This window comes from Arthrobacter sp. CMU6, from assembly GCF_059090205.1.
Genome location: NZ_JBNHFL010000003.1, coordinates 95,690 through 111,474, shown reverse-complemented (window position 1 = coordinate 111,474; position 15,785 = coordinate 95,690). Strand labels below are relative to the sequence as shown.

Genomic DNA, 15,785 nt, shown 5'->3' with positions numbered 1-15,785 from the left:
CATGGCCGCTCCGGACATGCCCGCGGGCGAGGTGCCAGCCTCGCCTCGGCCCCTCATCCTGCGCTATGCGGCGCGCTCTGACGTCGGCCGTATCCGCGCGAAGAATGACGACTCCGCCTACGTGGGCCGGCACCTGGCCGTCGTGGCGGACGGCATGGGCGGCCATGCCGGCGGCGATGTTGCTTCTGCCGCCACTGTCCTGGACATGATCCACCTGGACACCGACGACTACGATGACGACGCCGGCACCGTGCTGGCCGACGAGATCCAGACCGCCAACTCTCTGCTCTCGGAACTCGTCCACATCAATCCCAAGCTCGCGGGCATGGGCACCACCGTGACTGCCCTGCTGTTGACCGGGGGCAAACTCCATTTCGCCCACATCGGCGACTCCCGCGCCTACCGCCTGCGCGACGGCGAGTTCGAACAGATAAGCATCGACCACACGTTCGTCCAGCGCCTCATCGACGAGGGCCGGCTGCGCCCCGAAGAAGCGGAAACCCATCCGCACAAGAACGTCCTGATGCGCGTCCTCGGTGACGTCGACGCCAGCCCCGAGCTGGACCTCGACACCATCGATGTGCAGCCCGGGGAGCGCTGGCTGCTCTGCTCCGACGGTCTGAACTACGTGGCCGGCCACGTTGTGGAACGCACCGTGCGGGAAACGCCGGATCTGCGCGAATGCGTCGAGACACTCGTTGACCTCACCCTGGAAGCAGGTGCGCCGGACAACGTCACCGTTGTCATGGTGGAAATCGTGGAGGAAACGCCCGACGACGTCAGCACCGCCGCCGTCGATATCGTGCCTGACGCCGGACAACCGGACGCCATTACCGGGACGAAGGCTGCATCGGCTGAAGCTACCGCTGCTCCTGCCGCCGGGGCACCGGATGCTGCGCCGGGCACCGGGGCGGGCGCCGCGCCAACGTCTTCGGGGTCCGCTGGTTCTACACCCGGCGGCACACCTCCTCCCGCGGCGGTACCCGCGTCCGCCAGCTCCCTGCCTGACCGGACATCCGGGCCCGAGGCGGCAGGAGAGGGTGCCGGCAAGCCGTCCAACGAACCGGCCACCAGCACGGATCCGCACTTAGGCGAACATCTTTCCGCGGAGGTGCTGCGCGAGGAGCTTTCCTCCCGGCCGCACATCCTCGTCGGTGCAGCTGTTGCTGCCGCCGAAACCGGGTCCATCCCCACCATTGCCGGGCGTACCGTCGCGCGCCGCGCGGCCACGGTCCTCACGCACAAGTCGGACCAGGCACGCGAGGAAGCCGACGAATATACGCCGGCCAGGCGCCCGCGGCGCTGGCTTACCCTTGGCATCGCGGGGGCGGCACTGCTGGTCCTCGCCGTCGGCCTGTGGCTTGGTTACGCCTGGACCCAGACGCGCTACTACATCGGCGAGTTCGACCAGCGGGTAGCCATCTTCAACGGCGTATCCCAGCGCCTCGGGCCCATACAGCTCTCCACCCTGGAAGCGGTCACCGACATCAAGATGGATTCGCTGCCCCAGTTCTCCCAGCAGCGGGTCCGCCAGACGGTCCCCGCGCGGGACCTCTACGATGCCCAGCGGATCGTGAAGAACCTCGAGCGCACAGGCAGCACCGCGCCTTCGGATGAGTGCCTGACCCCGTCGCCCTCGGCAACAGCCTCGACCACGGCCAAGGCGACAGCCACGGGCAAGGCCTCCGCCACCCCGAAGCCGACGGCCACAGCGTCCCCGAAGGCCACCTCAACCGACAAACCGACGGCCTCGCCAACCGCAACAGCCGGAGCCTCGGCAGTTCCCACCCCAACCGCAACCTGTGAGGGGGGCCAATGAGCCACGCCGACACCATGCCCAAACCCCGGCGCAACGTTGAACTGCTGTTGCTCGTGCTCGCTCTTTCGGTGAGCATCGGCGCCAACGCACTCACCAGCATCGACGAGCAGACATCCCTGGACACCGACTTTTGGTTCCAGTCCAGCCTGCTCGCCGTTGCATCCCTTGTGTTCCATGTGGTCCTCCGGCTCCGCGCCAAGTATGCCGATCCGGTAATACTTCCCTTGGTGGTTGCCCTCAACGGTCTCGGCCTGGCGATGATCCACCGCCTTGATGCCCCGGGCGACGACACAGGCAACAACCAGCTGCGGTGGACCGTCATTGCCATGGCGGTGGCCATCGCCGTGATCTGGTTCCTCAAGGACCACCGTGTCCTGCGCCGCTTCACCTACATTTCCTTGGCCGTCAGTGCTCTGCTCCTGATCCTGCCGCTGGTCCCCGGCATCTCCGCTGGTGAAATCCTCGGCGCCCGGGTCTGGATCCGCCTTGGTCCGATGACGTTCCAGCCAGGTGAAGTCGCCAAGATCACCCTCGCCATATTCTTTGCCGGGTATCTGTCCTCGAACCGCGACCTCATTATGCTGGCCGGACGCAAGATCGGCCCCATGCAGTTCCCGCGTTTCAAGGACATGGGACCCATGATCACCGCCTGGCTCGTGAGCATCGGCGTGCTGATCTTCCAGCGCGACCTCGGTTCCTCCGTGTTGTTCTTCGGCCTGTTCATCGTGATGATCTACGTCGCCACCAGCCGCATCAGCTGGGTGGTCATCGGCCTCACCCTGATCCTTGGCGGCGGCTTCGTGGCGTCCAAGGTCTTCTCGCACGTTGCCCTGCGCATCGACAGCTGGCTCAATGCCTTCACCGAGGAAGTCTTCGGGCGTTCTCCCGGCGGCAGCGGCCAGATCGTCGAAGGCCTGTTCGGCATGGCCAGCGGCGGCCTCGTGGGCACCGGCCTCGGACAGGGCCGGCCCAACCTGGTCCCGTTCGCCAACAGCGACATGATCATCGCCTCCTTCGGCGAGGAACTTGGCCTGATCGGCCTCTTCGCCATCGTCATGATGTACCTCCTGCTCTTCACCCGCGGTTTCCGCGCGGCCCTCGGCACCCGCGACGCCTTCGGCAAACTCCTGGCCTGCGGCCTGTCCTTCGCGGTGGCGCTGCAGTGCTTCGTGGTGATCGGCGGCGTCACGCGCCTTATCCCGCTGACCGGCCTCACCACGCCGTTCCTGGCCGCCGGTGGCTCCTCCCTGCTGGCCAACTGGATCATCGTGGGCCTGCTGCTGATGATCTCGCACACGGCCCGCGGCCCGGTGGACACTTCGCCGATGCAGCCCGGCCGGACACCGGAGGCACAGAAGCCGGTCGCAGGAGGCCGGCAGGACCGGAATGCCACCCAGACTCTCCCAGACGCTCCCACCGAGGCGGTGAAACACCTGTGAACCAGGCCATTCGACATTCGTGGATCGCCGCGATCGCCATGTTCGCCCTGATTTTCGGTGCGATCAGCTACGTCCAGGTGGTAGGCGCGGACGAGCTCAAGGCCAACCCCTGGAACAGGCGGGCCATCCTGCAGAACTACTGCAACGACCGCGGTGCGATCCTGGTGGGCGGCTCTGCCATCGCCGAATCCGTGCCGGGCAATGAGTCCTGCAAGTTCCAGCGCAAGTACAACCAGCCCGAGCTGTATGCCGGACTGACCGGATACTTCTCCCGGAGCTATGGGGTCACCGGCCTCGAACAGGCCATGGACGGGCAGCTGGCCGGAAGCTCGGACCAGCTGTTCCTGGACCGGATCGGGCAGCTCTTCCTCGGGAACCAGCCCAAGGGCGCATCCGTTGAGCTGACCATTGACCCCCAGATCCAGAAGCTGGCGTACGACCTCATCCCGGACGGCCAGCGCGGCTCGATTGTGGTGACGGATCCCAAGACCGGCAACATCCTGACCATGGTCAGCAAGCCGTCCTATGATCCGAACCTCATCGCCAGCCAGGACGTCGCCAAGGAGCAGGCTGCCTACAACGAGGCCATCAAGATCCCGGGCGTCAACCTCAACCCGTCGGTCAGTGGCCCCACGGGTGCCCTGCTGGCGCCGGGCTCCGTGTTCAAGCTGGTGGACACGGCAGCGGCCCTGAGCTCGGGAAAGTACAACGCCGACAGCGTGCTGCCCAACCCGGCCCAGATGAGCTTCCCGGGCATCCAGTACCAGCTGCCCAACTATGCCGGCGGCAACTGCTACACGCGGAACACTGCCAGCTTCGCATTCGCGCTGCAGCAGTCCTGCAACACGCCTTTCGCCAGCATCGCCCGCGACCTCGGTGAGAAAGCGATCGCCGAGCAGGCGAGCAAGTTCGGCTTCGGCCAGGAGCTCGGAGACCAGCTCAAGCTCGACTACCAGAAGAGCGTTTTCCCCTCGGATCTTGATGCGGCGGGACTGGCGCAGTCGGCCATCGGCCAGCGCGACGTCCGGGCGACGCCGCTCCAGATCGCACTGATGACCTCGGCCATTGCCAACGGCGGCGTGCAGATGGCTCCGAACCTCATCAAGGCAGTCCGCTCCCCGGACCTCAGGGTCATCGACGAACCAAAGCCGGTGGCTTTACGGACGTCGACGACGCCGGAGATCGCCGGTCAGATCACCGACTGGATGACCAGCGTGGTCAGCGAAGGCATCGCCTCGGGGGCTGGCGTCCCCGGTGTCGAGGTCGCCGGCAAGACCGGCACGGCTGAGCTTGGGAACGGCCTGAACAATTCTTGGTTTACGGGGTTCGCCCCGGCTAACGATCCGCAAGTGTCCGTCACCGTTGTCATCCAGGGCGTGGACATCACCACCGGAGCACAGCTAACCAGTCCGAACGCAAAGAAGATTTTTGAGGCGGTGTTGAATAAGTGAGGCCTACATCGGGAATCACCCTCGGCGACAGATTCCAGTTGACCACGCGTATTGCGATCGGCGGCATGGGTGAAGTCTGGAAGGCCAAGGACCAGATCCTGGGCCGGATTGTGGCCATCAAGGTGCTCAAAGAGGAGTACACGGGCGACCCCGGCTTCCTCCAGCGGTTCCGGGCTGAGGCCCGCCACACCGCCCTCCTCAACCACGTGGGCATCGCCAACGTCTTCGACTACGGCGAGGAGGAAGGCTCCGCCTACCTGGTGATGGAGCTGGTCCCCGGGCAGCCGCTCAGCAGCATCATCGAGCACGAGCAGGTGCTCTCACCGGACCGTACGCTGTCCATCATGGCGCAAACGGCGCGGGCGCTGTCCGTGGCCCACGCCCAAGGCCTGGTGCACCGTGACGTCAAGCCCGGCAACCTGCTGATCATGCCGGACGGGCGGGTCAAGGTCACCGACTTCGGCATCGCGCGCCTGGCGGACCAGGTGCCGCTGACCCAGACCGGCCAGGTCATGGGCACCGCCCAGTACCTCGCCCCCGAACAGGCCACCGGCCAGACCGCCACCGGCGCTTCGGACATCTACTCGCTCGGCGTGATCGGCTACGAGTGCCTCACCGGGCACCGGCCGTTCTCCGGCGAATCCCAGATCGCCATCGCCCTGGCCCAGGTCAACGACGCGCCGCCGCCCCTGCCGGAGTCCCTGCCCAAGCCGGTCCGGGCGCTCCTGATGTCCATGCTGGCCAAGGATCCGAAGAACCGCCCGGCCAACGCCATCAAGCTGGCTGAGGCGGCCGAGGCCATCCGCAACGGTGACATCTCCGCAGCCCACGCGGCAGTCCCCGGCATGCTCCTGTACGAAGGCGGCACCGATGCCATGACGGCCCCGGTGAACATCGCCACCGCACCAACCGGCGTGATCGGCTCCGAGAAGAACTCGACGGCGGCCACCTCCGCTCTGCCTGTGCTTGGCGCGGCGGCCGCAGGTGCCGCCGCCGGCGGGGCAGCGGCAGCAGCCGCCGGAGGCCCGGACGCCGCCCCCACGCGGGCGGGGAGCACGCTGTCACGTGCCGATGCCCTCGCGGCCGAGCGCAGTTGGGACCAGGAACCGGAACAGTACAACGAGGAACCCGCGGATGAACCCGAGCAGCGGAAACGCAGCCCGTGGACGTGGCCGTTGATCGCCCTGATCCTGCTGGTGCTGTTCGCCGTCGCCGGTATCCTCCTAAGCCAGTCGGGCCTCCTGTTCCCGGGCCAAAGCCCGGCCGCCACCACGTCGAGCACACCCAGCCGCAGCGTGACCACGAGCGCCACTCCCACGCCCACGCCGACGGCGACGTCGCAGACGCCGACGCCGACCCCCACACCGACTCCGAGCACGCCCGAGGCCATCAACCTGATTCCGGACGCGTACCTCGGCAAGCAGTACAGCGAGGTCCGCGCCGAGCTGATCGCGCTCGGCCTCCAGGTGGATGGCAAGGAAGTGTTCGACCCTGCCACTCCCGGCACGGTTACGGACCTGAACCCGACAGGCCCGGTGCAGGCGGGCCGCACCATCACGGTCACCTACTCCAAGGGACCGAAACAGATCAGTGTCCCGGACATCAGCACGGGCAGCACCGAGGCTGAAGTCCAGTCAGCCATCGAGAAGGCCGGTCTGCGCTGGCAAAAGGGCGCCGACGAGCCCGGCGAACCCGGTCAGGACGCCGGAACGTTTGTCCGCTCCGAGCCCGAAAGCGGGCGGGAGGTCGTCGCCGGGTCGGTCGTGACCTACCACCTGTCCGAGGCGCTGATCCCCACGCCAACAGACACGCCGTCACCCACGCCAACTCCAAGCGGCTCGCCGACTGGAAGATAAGCCGTGACCACGCCACGAACTCCGTCACACCGGGAGGACAACATCCCGGTGACCAGTCAGCGCGTCCTGAACGGACGCTATGAACTCGGGGAACTCATCGGCCGCGGGGGCATGGCTGATGTGCACCGTGGCCTGGACACCCGGCTGGGCCGGACGGTTGCCATCAAACTGCTCCGCCCCGACCTGGCCCGGGACCCCCAGTTCCAGGCCAGGTTCAAGCGCGAGGCCCAGGCCGTCGCGGCACTGAACCACCCGTCGATCGTGGCCATTTACGACACCGGCGAGCACACCGTGCCGGGCGACGGGCACGATCAGGTCCGGGTTCCCTACATCGTCATGGAGTTCGTGGCCGGCAAGACCCTTCGGGACCTGATCAGGGCCAGTGAGATCAACATTGACCAGGCGGTGGACTACACCCTGGGTGTCCTGTCTGCACTGGAATACAGCCACAAGGCCGGAATCGTGCACCGGGACATCAAACCGGCCAACGTGATGTACTGCGAGAACTCGGACATGGTCAAGGTCATGGACTTCGGCATAGCCCGCGCAGTGGCCGATTCCTCTGCGACGATGACCCAGACCCAGGCCGTGGTGGGCACCGCCCAGTACCTCTCGCCGGAGCAGGCCCGGGGCGAGGCCGTGGATGCCCGCAGTGACCTGTACTCGGCAGGCTGCCTGCTGTATGAAACACTGACCGGCCGCCCGCCCTTCGTGGGTGAAAGCCCCGTATCCGTGGCCTACCAGCACGTCCGCGAGAGGCCCGAACCGCCGAGCAATTTCAATCCGGCCGTTTCCGAGGCACTGGACAGCGTGCTGGAGAAGGCGCTGCAGAAGAACCGGGCGGACCGGTTCCAGGACGCTGCAGCCTTCCGCCGCGCGCTGCGGGCGGCCCGGAACGGGATCGCCGTCCCGGCATTGTCGGCCAGCGAAGCGCCTACGGACCCGAATGACATTCCTGAGCCGCACCGCACGCCACCCACGGAAGCGTTTTCCATGACCGGGGCCAGCTTCCTTGACGATGCCCCCGCTGGCCGCCTGCGCCGCACCCGGGACCGTGACGATGATGAATCCGTGCTGCCCGCCGAGGCCGCGGCGGTTTACGAGACGGCCGAGCACGATGAACTTCCGCTCGGACTTCCCCGCGAACGGGAGCGATCAGGCCTACAGAAGTCCCGCCGTCGGGCCTGGATCACGACGTTCGTGATCTTTACTTTGCTGGTGCTGGCCGGCGGCGGCCTGTGGTTCTACAACTTCCTCAACCAGCCGCCGGCCGAGCCGGCGCGCGTCGCCATTCCCTCGGTGGAGAAGCTTTCCGAATCAGAGGCGCTGCAGACGCTCTACGACGCCAAGCTGCGGCCGCAGATCAAGCGGGTGCAGCACGACTCGGTCGCCAAGGGCACTGCCATTGGCACCGCGCCGCCGGCAGGATCGTCGCTGGAGCCGAACTCGGAAGTAGTCCTAAACATCTCCGCTGGCCCCAGTGCCGTCAAGATCCCGGAGACGCTGCCGGGACGGACGGAGGCGGCAGCCCGTGACATCCTGCGGCAGGCGGGACTGGTGGGCGCTCCGTCCACCACCATGGCCAACAGCGCCACCGTTCCGGCCGGCCTGGTGATCACCACCAAGCCGGCGCCGGGCCAGCAGGTGGCGGTGGGGAGCACCGTTGAGATCCTGGTGTCCACGGGCAAGGTGGCCATGCCGGAGCTTCGTGGCATGACACGCGCCGAGGCCGAGGCAGCGCTCAAGCAACTCGGCCTGGTTCCCATCATCCGTGAGATGGAAAACTCGCAGGTCCTGCCCGGCAAGGTGACCGGCCAGAGCGATCCGCTCAACTCATTGGTGGAACAGGGCAAGGCCATCACCGTAACGGTGGCCACGGCCCCGGCCCCCGTTCCGGAGCCCACACCCACAGCCACCCCGACCCCGACCCCGACGCCGAGCCCGACGCCGAGCCCCACCAAGGGCAAGTAAGTCCGCCGACGGAACGCAAAAAGAAATGCAAAAGGACCAGACAGCAAGCTATCTGGTCCTTTTCTTTGCTCTGGTGCCCGTTTCTTTACTCTGGGCTTGCCGGGTGCCGGTCAGGCTAGTGCTGGATGAGGGGGCTGAGCTTGGCTGCCCGTTCGGCCGCACCCTTCATGCCCAGCGACTCGAGCCAGTTGCCCAGCATCTGGTAGCCGCCCTCGGTCAGCACGGATTCCGGGTGGAACTGGACACCGCACAGCGGCGCGGTGCGGTGCTGCAGCCCCATGATGACGCCGCTGGCGGTTTCCGCCGTCACCTCAAGGATCTCCGGAATGCTGTCGCGCACCGCGGCCAGGGAGTGGTAGCGCGTGGCTGTCACGGGGGAGGGCAGACCGGTAAAAACGCTGGTCCCTTCGTGCTGGACCAGGGAAGTTTTGCCGTGCATGAGTTCCGGAGCGTGGGTCACCGTTCCGCCGTAGGCCTCGGCCAGCGCCTGGTGCCCGAGGCAGACGCCGAACATCGGCTTTGTCTTCTCGCCGCACCAGCGGATCAGCTCGATGCAGACGCCCGCTTCGGACGGCGAGCCCGGGCCGGGTGAGATGAGTATGCCGTCGCGCGCTTCCGCCATTTCGATCGCCTCGGCGAGCGTCACATCATCGTTGCGGACCACTGTTGTCTCGGCGCCCAGCTCCTGGAGGTAGCCCACCAGGGTGTAGACGAAGCTGTCGTAGTTGTCCACGACGAGAATCTTTGCTGTGCTCATGGGTTTCTTGGTGCACCAATCGTTGAGTCGGTGAATTGGGTGAACTGGGACATCCAGGGGAAAAGGAACTCGACCATCAGGAACAGGGCGGCGGCGACCAGCACCAGCGAGGTGAGGACGCGGAGCCAGAGCGGACCGGGGAGGTGACGGAATATCCAGCCGTACATGCCTAGCCTTCTCCTCGGGCTCGTGCCACTTGGGCTGCGATCTCGGCGGGCGGCCCCGCCGAGGCCGGCTGCCAGTGGTCCAGCACCGAGTAAGCGATGATCCGTTCCTCGGAGCCGAAGCGTGGATTGCAGCTCGTCATGGTGAGAAGTCTTTCGGTGGGGCGCACTCCGGGCTGGTTGGGCACCGGCAGGAGGACATCGGCTTCGGAGGGCATGACGATGCGGTTGTTGCGGAAAACGTAGACATAGTAGCCGTCCCGGGTCTGGACGTAGATCTTGTCCCCGGGCACCAGGGTGTGGATATTGTCCAGCACGGCGCCGTGCGTCTGGCGGTGACCGGCCACAGCGAAGTTGCCCACGGCCCCGGGCATGGCGGTGTTGCCGTAGTGGCCGAGGCCCAGGGTGTCCAGGACGTCGCCGCTGGTGCCTTCGACGATGGGCCGGGTGTAGTTCTCGCCGAACCGGGGGATGTAGACGATCCCGATGGTGCCGCCGTGCCCGGGAGCCTCTGCCACAACGGGCGCCCCGTAGTCCTTCGGCCCGGCAGCGGCCGCGCCGCCGGTCGGAGCCGCGGTGGGCGCGGGGGTCACGGGTCCGCCCAGATCCCGGGCGAAGTCCTTGACCGCGGCGCTTTGCTTGGCGTCGGACTCCACGTTGGTCCACCAGAGCTGCCACGCGACAAACAGGAGCAGTACTATGCCGGCGGTGATGAGCAGCTCGCCGAAGATCTGGACAGCCTTTCGCAGGATTACGACGCCGGTTGCCGGCTTGGCGGTGGCCGTCACCTTCTCCTGCACTACCACTCGATCTCCTCCAAGGCGGTTGCGGGGCACCGGCGCGGACTGAACTACAGCTAGAATTGGCTGCTAGTAAGACTTCAGACCTGACCAAGAGTGTGCAGACCGCCGGCAATCCCCTCACAGCAGGATATCAAGCCCCGGTCCCTCCTCTTGATTCAGCCGCCAAGGAGGACATGTGCCCGAGTCAAAGCCACGTAAGAAGCCTGCCCGCCCGGCCGAGCCCGTTTCCACCCAGGCCTACAAGCCGAACCCTGTCTGGTTCAAACCGGTCATGTTCGGCCTGATGATCATCGGGCTGCTCTGGATCATCACCTTCTACATCAGCGAGGGCCAGCTGCCCGTCCAGGCATGGGAGTCCTGGAACATCCTGGCCGGGTTTGGCATTGCGATCGTCGGCTTCCTGATGACCACGCGCTGGCGCTCCTGAGCCGACGGCCATGACCGCAGAAGGCATCATCATCGGCGAGGATGGCCTGGCCCGTCCGCTGTGGGCCTCCACCGACCCCCTTCTGCGCGAGTATTACGACACTGAATGGGGCCTGCCCGTCAGGGACGAGCAGGGCCTTTACGAGCGCATCAGCCTCGAGGCCTTCCAGGCAGGCCTGTCATGGGCAACGATCCTGCGCAAACGCCCTGCCTTCCGTGCTGCCTTCGCCAATTTCCATCCCGAAACCGTGGCCGCCTTTACCGAGGCCGACGTCGAGCGCCTCCTCCAGGACCCCGGCATCGTTCGCAACCGCCTCAAGATCCGTGCCGCGATCACCAACGCCCAGGCCACTATCGCGCTGCGGGAGGAGGGCGGGCTCGTTGATTTTGTCTGGAAGTTCCAGCCGACCTCCACCCCTGCCCCCACCACTTACGCCGACGTGCCCACCACGTCCCCTGAGTCCATCGCCCTTTCCAAGGCGCTGAGGAAGAAGGGCTTCGCCTTCGTCGGGCCCACCACCATGTTCGCCCTGATGGAAGCCATCGGCATGGTGGACACACATCTTGTGGACAGCCACCGCCGCGGAACCTCAGGCGTCTGGGCGTAACCGCTGCCGGGCACTCTGCCTCCGCGCACCAACGGTCCACACGTGTTGGTAAAGATATCCACACTGTTGATAACTTCGATGCTTGCGGGCCCCGCGAAAAGGCACTGCATGCCCGGCTGACGCCGCCGGATGGCTGAAACTTGCATCTCCTAAGTTATTAACAGTTGTGGAAATGGCTGTGGAAAACGGCGGATATGCGGACATTGATCAGCTCGATGAGTTTCGCGTCCAGGCCCGACTCAATCATCGCTTCCTTGGCCTTAAGCCCCAGCCCGTTCAGTGCCCGCCAGGCTGCCTGGTGGTGCTTGTCCAGGAAGATGTGCCTGTGGGTACTCACGTCGTTGCTCCTTGGGTTCCGGACGGCTTCACCTCGTGCCTGTCAGTCAGAGACTACATGGGGACTGTGTGGACACGGAGGGTTATCCACTTAGCAACAGGCGGCTACCCACAAGTTATCCACAACTGGGGAAAACTTGTGGGCATCGTGGGCCTAAGCGGGAGAATCTAGGCGTTCCTGGGCACGTGCCCAGCAGAACGACACCGCTGTGGGTTATTAACAGTGTGAATAAGTCTGTTGAAAGGGCATCATCAAAACGCCTTTGCGCGCCTGCAGGTGTCTGCTTATGCACAGCACACCCGGAGACGGGGAAATTTAGGTGAAGTTGTCCACTTAACCACAGCGTCGTCCGCAAGAGTTATCCACAGGTGTGGACGGACGCGTGGATTTTGCTTGGAAATGGCCTAGGAGCCGGGGATCGCGGGGCATAGCCAGCGACTTACAACTATGTAAGTTATTAACAGTGTGGATAACCTCTGTGGAAAACCCGCCGTAGTGAGTCCGGCGCGGGAGCGGTGGCGAACCGGATCGGCGTCGGGCGCAACACAACGGGCGACGTGCGTACAGGTCTGCCGGCTGCTAAGGCAAAAAATACCCCCGCTTCGGAAAGCGGGGGTGTTGCGGTGGGGGTGTCGTCAGGACGCCACGAGCACGCGGTACCAGGAAGCCGCGACCAGCAGCGCCAGAACAAGCGCCAGTCCGCCGGACTGCGTGAGGCTGCGGCGCGGGCCGCGGGGGGCATACGCGATGGCGGCTGCGCACAGGGCGCCGGTGATGAAGCCGCCCAGGTGTGCCTGCCAAGCGATCTGCGGAACCATGAAGCCGATGACGCCGTTGATGGCGATAAGTACCCAGAGCTGCCTCGTCTCGCCCCCGCGGTGGCGCTGCACCACGAGCATGGCGCCAAACAGCCCGAAAATCGCGCCGGAAGCACCAACCAGGCCCACGGGGCCGCCCTCGGGGAGGATCGGTGTCATGAGCAGGTATCCCACCGACCCGCCGATGGCGGACAGCAGGTAAACAGCAAGGAAGCGGATCCGGCCCAGCAGCGGTTCGAGCGCCTGGCCGAAAATCCACAGCGTGTACATGTTCAGGACGATGTGGAGCAGGAAGCCCTGGGAGTGCAGAAAGGCAGAGGTGAGCATGCGCCACGGCTGGAACACCCCGTACTCAGGCGTTGCGTACACCGACGCGTAGGCCAGGGTGCGGAACACCGCGTTTCCGGGAAGCACCCACTGCAGAACAAACAGCAGGGCACACACGGCGATGATGGCGTACGTCACCAAAGGCTTGCCGGACGCAATGGCACCGCCGTAAACGGTCCGTGCCGTCGGCGTCGTACGCCTTGCCTCGTTGACGCAGTCAACGCACTGGAACCCGACGGCGGCCGCGCGCTGGCACTCGGGGCATGCCGGCCGCCCGCAACGCTGGCAGCTGACATACGAGGGCCGGTCCGGATGCCGGGGGCACACGGGTACCTTCGCTGACGGCTCCGCCGCCGGGGTTCCGTAACTCATGTGGCTAGAGCTGCTCGATGTCGATGCTGTTGATGGTCACATCTTCAACCGGGCGGTCGCCCATGCCGGTGCGGACGGCTTCAATGGCGTCCACGACCTTCTTGGACTCTTCGTCGGCAACTTCACCGAAGATGCTGTGCTTGCCCTGCAGCCAGTCGGTGGGGATGGTGGTGATGAAGAACTGTGAACCGTTGGTTCCCTTGCCCATCTGGATGCCGGCGTTGGCCATGGCCAGCTTGTAGGGAGCGCTGAAGCTCAGTTCCGGGTGGATCTCGTCGTCGAAGCGGTAGCCCGGTCCGCCGGTGCCGCGGCCCAGCGGGTCGCCGGCCTGGATCATGAAGTCCTTGATGATGCGGTGGAAGATGGTGCCGTTGTAGAGCGGCGTGCCCGTCTTGTCCTCGCCGGTTTCGGGGTGGGTCCAGGCCTGTTCGCCGGTGGCCAGGCCGATGAAGTTCTTAACCGTCTTGGGCGCATGGTTGCCGAAAAGGTTGACGACGATGTCGCCGAGGCTGGTGTGGATGGTTGCTTTTGCAGTTGCTGAGGCAGTCATACGGCCATTCTTTCACGGCGGGTCAACGCGGACGCGGGCGGAAAAGACAGTTCCGCGCTCGGTGAAATCCACCGTGAATCCGCCGGAACGATAGCAGCCCGGCTATCCGTACCCGTAGGCTAACAACAGAACCGTCACATTAATCGGGAGGTAGTTGTGAAGAAATCGGATCGTATTGCCCGTGAACTGGAGTTGTCGGTCAGTTCTGCAGTCGAGAACGCCAAAGACCGCGTGGAAGCAGCAGTGGACTGGGCAGTTCCGCGCCTGCAGCACGGCATTGATACCGCTTCCCCCAAGATCCAGGAGGGGCTCAAGGTGGCGGCCCACAACCTTGCCGACGGCGTAGCCACGGTCACGCCGCGGCTCCAGGATGGCCTGGCGCAGCTTGCCCCCAAGATCCACGACGTCGTGGAGGGAACACCGCCCCGGCTGCACGAGGCACTGGACCGGGCCACCCCGGTTATTGCCAATGCCCGCGACCGCGTTGTGGTGGAATACCTTCCCCGGCTTTCCGACCAGATCGGTACCGCCTCCGAGGCCGTCCACCGGACGCTCGAGAGCACTCCGGCCCGCGTGGACGCCGTGGCCCAGAAGCTCGGCGACGTCGGCATCATCCACGCCATCCAGGAACAGGCCCACGTGGCCGGCGGCCACCTGAAGTCAGCCGCCAACGAGGCCAGCCGGGCAGCGACGGGTAAGGCGCTCGTGGTGGAACCGCAGAAGCCGAAGAAGCGCGGTCTCCTCATTTTCGGCGTGATCACCGCGGCCGTTGCCGCCGGCGTTGCAGCGTGGAAGGCTTCAAAGCCCGTCGAGGACCCCTGGAAGACCCCCGCCCCGGTGACGCCTGCACCGTCGGCGCCGGCTGCAACCACCCCGGCAGCGTCCGCTACCGGTGTTGGATCGGCCGCCGAGACGCCGGCCCCGGTTCCCGCAGCAACCACGTCGACTTCATTGGAAGAGTTGGCCTCCTTGGAGGAGGACAAGGCTGAAGGCCTCGACAAGGCAAAGCACGTAGCCGAGGATGCGGATTCCGACGCCGTTGCCGACAAGAAGGCTTAATCAAGCGCCCGCAAGGCAGTAGCAGGAGGGGTTCCGCAGCCGCGGGGCCCCTCTTGGCGTTTTTGCGGACGTTTCCACAAACGTCCCAGCCCGACAGGCACGGTGCCGCCGGGATGGAAAGCATCGGTGCTAAGTTTGAGGTGATGTCACCCGATAGATCCGCAGAGGATGCCTTGACTGACACTGACTTGCGCGTATCGATTGTTATCCCGGCCTACAACGAGGAAAGTGTCATCCGGCAGTGCCTCATCGCGGCGGTGTACCAGTCGGTTCCGGCGCACGAGATCATCGTGGTGGACAACATGTCCAAGGACCGCACGGCGTCGATCGTCACGCAGATGCAGCAGGAATATCCGGAGAGCCCCATTGTCCTGCTCCGCCAGGACAGGGAACAGGGACTGATTCCCACGCGCAATTTCGGCCTGGACAACGCCACCGGGGACATCCTGGGCCGGATCGACGCCGATTCCGTTGTTGAACCTGACTGGGTGGAGCAGGTGCAGAAGGCCTTCGAGGACCTGTCCACGTCGGCCGCCACCGGGCCTGTGGTCTACTACGATATGCCGATGCGGCGCTTCGGCCTCAAGGCGGACGACAAGATGCGCCAGCTGATGCTGAAGCTGGCCAAGCACCAGTACCACTTCCTGTTCGGGTCCAACATGGCACTCCGCCGCTCTGCGTGGGAGACCATCCGCAGCGAAACCTGCCGGGACGAAAAGGACGAGATGCACGAGGACATCGACCTGTCCCTGCATTTGGCGGACCACGATCTCAAAGTCCAGTACTGGCCGCAGATGGTGTCCGGAATGTCGGCCCGCCGGCTGGAGGATTCGCCCCGCGACTACCGGTATTACGTGACGCGTTTCGACCGCACGTACAAGGCCCACAACGTGAAGAAGATGGCCCTGAAGGCTCCCATGGTGGTGTTCTTCTCGGTGTATTTCCCGGCCAAGCTGCTGCGCGCCATCCACACCGTCAACACCAGCCAGCCGGTCCGCCGCGGCGGCCAGTAACCGGCCGGGAACAGT

The 15,785-nt window shown here is 65.3% G+C and carries 15 protein-coding genes; 9 read left to right on the top strand and 6 right to left on the bottom strand.

The genetic code is table 11. The annotated features are described in order from the left end of the window. Position 1 precedes the first annotated feature (1 nt). The 5 genes from AC5RWD_RS03050 to pknB are packed head-to-tail and all read left to right on the top strand — an operon-like array spanning position 2 to position 8,536. The gene (locus AC5RWD_RS03050) at positions 2 to 1,819 is read left to right on the top strand and encodes a PP2C family protein-serine/threonine phosphatase (RefSeq protein WP_494018627.1); all 1,818 of its coding nucleotides are present in this window, start codon (positions 2 to 4) and stop codon (positions 1,817 to 1,819) included. After that, positions 1,816 to 3,258: an FtsW/RodA/SpoVE family cell cycle protein gene (locus AC5RWD_RS03045; RefSeq protein ID WP_494018626.1), complete on the top strand. Its 1,443-nt coding sequence runs from the start codon at positions 1,816 to 1,818 to the stop codon at positions 3,256 to 3,258. Before AC5RWD_RS03050 ends, AC5RWD_RS03045 begins: the two co-directional genes overlap by 4 nt. Then, complete coding sequence (locus tag AC5RWD_RS03040; protein ID WP_494018625.1) at positions 3,255 to 4,709, top strand: peptidoglycan D,D-transpeptidase FtsI family protein; 1,455 nt, start codon at positions 3,255 to 3,257, stop codon at positions 4,707 to 4,709. Before AC5RWD_RS03045 ends, AC5RWD_RS03040 begins: the two co-directional genes overlap by 4 nt. Further along, positions 4,706 to 6,565, top strand: a complete 1,860-nt coding sequence (locus AC5RWD_RS03035; protein ID WP_494018624.1) for a protein kinase domain-containing protein — start codon at positions 4,706 to 4,708, stop codon at positions 6,563 to 6,565. The genes AC5RWD_RS03040 and AC5RWD_RS03035 overlap by 4 nt, the downstream gene beginning before the upstream one ends. 3 nt (positions 6,566 to 6,568) lie before the next feature. Then, complete coding sequence (gene pknB / locus AC5RWD_RS03030; RefSeq protein WP_494018623.1) at positions 6,569 to 8,536, top strand: Stk1 family PASTA domain-containing Ser/Thr kinase; 1,968 nt, start codon at positions 6,569 to 6,571, stop codon at positions 8,534 to 8,536. Positions 8,537 to 8,651: 115 nt separating this feature from the next. On the opposite strand, the gene AC5RWD_RS03025 is transcribed toward pknB, so the two are convergent. From AC5RWD_RS03025 to AC5RWD_RS03015, 3 genes are read right to left on the bottom strand one after another with little or no spacing between them, the layout of a single operon-like run. After that, positions 8,652 to 9,293, bottom strand: a complete 642-nt coding sequence (locus AC5RWD_RS03025; RefSeq protein ID WP_494018622.1) for an aminodeoxychorismate/anthranilate synthase component II — start codon at positions 9,291 to 9,293, stop codon at positions 8,652 to 8,654. Further along, positions 9,290 to 9,460, bottom strand: coding sequence for a hypothetical protein (locus AC5RWD_RS03020; protein ID WP_494018621.1), 171 nt, complete (start codon positions 9,458 to 9,460; stop codon positions 9,290 to 9,292). The genes AC5RWD_RS03025 and AC5RWD_RS03020 overlap by 4 nt, the downstream gene beginning before the upstream one ends. Positions 9,461 to 9,462: 2 nt before the next feature. Continuing rightward, on the bottom strand, positions 9,463 to 10,263 hold the full coding sequence (locus tag AC5RWD_RS03015) for a class E sortase (RefSeq protein ID WP_494018620.1): 801 nt from the start codon (positions 10,261 to 10,263) through the stop codon (positions 9,463 to 9,465). A 172-nt stretch (positions 10,264 to 10,435) separates the two neighbouring features. On the opposite strand from AC5RWD_RS03015, the gene AC5RWD_RS03010 reads away from it, so the two are divergent. Beyond that, the gene (locus AC5RWD_RS03010) at positions 10,436 to 10,687 is read left to right on the top strand and encodes a cell division protein CrgA (RefSeq protein WP_003800246.1); all 252 of its coding nucleotides are present in this window, start codon (positions 10,436 to 10,438) and stop codon (positions 10,685 to 10,687) included. Positions 10,688 to 10,697: 10 nt separating this feature from the next. After that, positions 10,698 to 11,294 (top strand): DNA-3-methyladenine glycosylase I, encoded by a 597-nt coding sequence (locus AC5RWD_RS03005; protein ID WP_494018619.1) that lies wholly within the window; start codon positions 10,698 to 10,700, stop codon positions 11,292 to 11,294. Between the two features lie 157 nt (positions 11,295 to 11,451). On the opposite strand, the gene AC5RWD_RS03000 is transcribed toward AC5RWD_RS03005, so the two are convergent. The 3 genes from AC5RWD_RS03000 to AC5RWD_RS02990 all read right to left on the bottom strand — a co-directional run bounded on the left by AC5RWD_RS03000 (position 11,452) and on the right by AC5RWD_RS02990 (position 13,698). Then, the gene (locus AC5RWD_RS03000; RefSeq protein WP_494018618.1) at positions 11,452 to 11,631 is read right to left on the bottom strand and encodes a hypothetical protein; all 180 of its coding nucleotides are present in this window, start codon (positions 11,629 to 11,631) and stop codon (positions 11,452 to 11,454) included. A 635-nt stretch (positions 11,632 to 12,266) separates the two neighbouring features. Beyond that, positions 12,267 to 13,148: a rhomboid family intramembrane serine protease gene (locus AC5RWD_RS02995; protein WP_494018617.1), complete on the bottom strand. Its 882-nt coding sequence runs from the start codon at positions 13,146 to 13,148 to the stop codon at positions 12,267 to 12,269. Between the two features lie 4 nt (positions 13,149 to 13,152). After that, positions 13,153 to 13,698 (bottom strand): peptidylprolyl isomerase, encoded by a 546-nt coding sequence (locus AC5RWD_RS02990; protein WP_494018616.1) that lies wholly within the window; start codon positions 13,696 to 13,698, stop codon positions 13,153 to 13,155. A 156-nt stretch (positions 13,699 to 13,854) separates the two neighbouring features. On the opposite strand from AC5RWD_RS02990, the gene AC5RWD_RS02985 reads away from it, so the two are divergent. Together AC5RWD_RS02985 and AC5RWD_RS02980 are read left to right on the top strand one after the other, a co-directional pair. Continuing rightward, positions 13,855 to 14,757: a hypothetical protein gene (locus AC5RWD_RS02985; RefSeq protein WP_494018615.1), complete on the top strand. Its 903-nt coding sequence runs from the start codon at positions 13,855 to 13,857 to the stop codon at positions 14,755 to 14,757. A 143-nt stretch (positions 14,758 to 14,900) separates the two neighbouring features. Beyond that, complete coding sequence (locus AC5RWD_RS02980) at positions 14,901 to 15,770, top strand: glycosyltransferase family 2 protein (RefSeq protein ID WP_494018614.1); 870 nt, start codon at positions 14,901 to 14,903, stop codon at positions 15,768 to 15,770. Positions 15,771 to 15,785 lie beyond the last annotated feature (15 nt).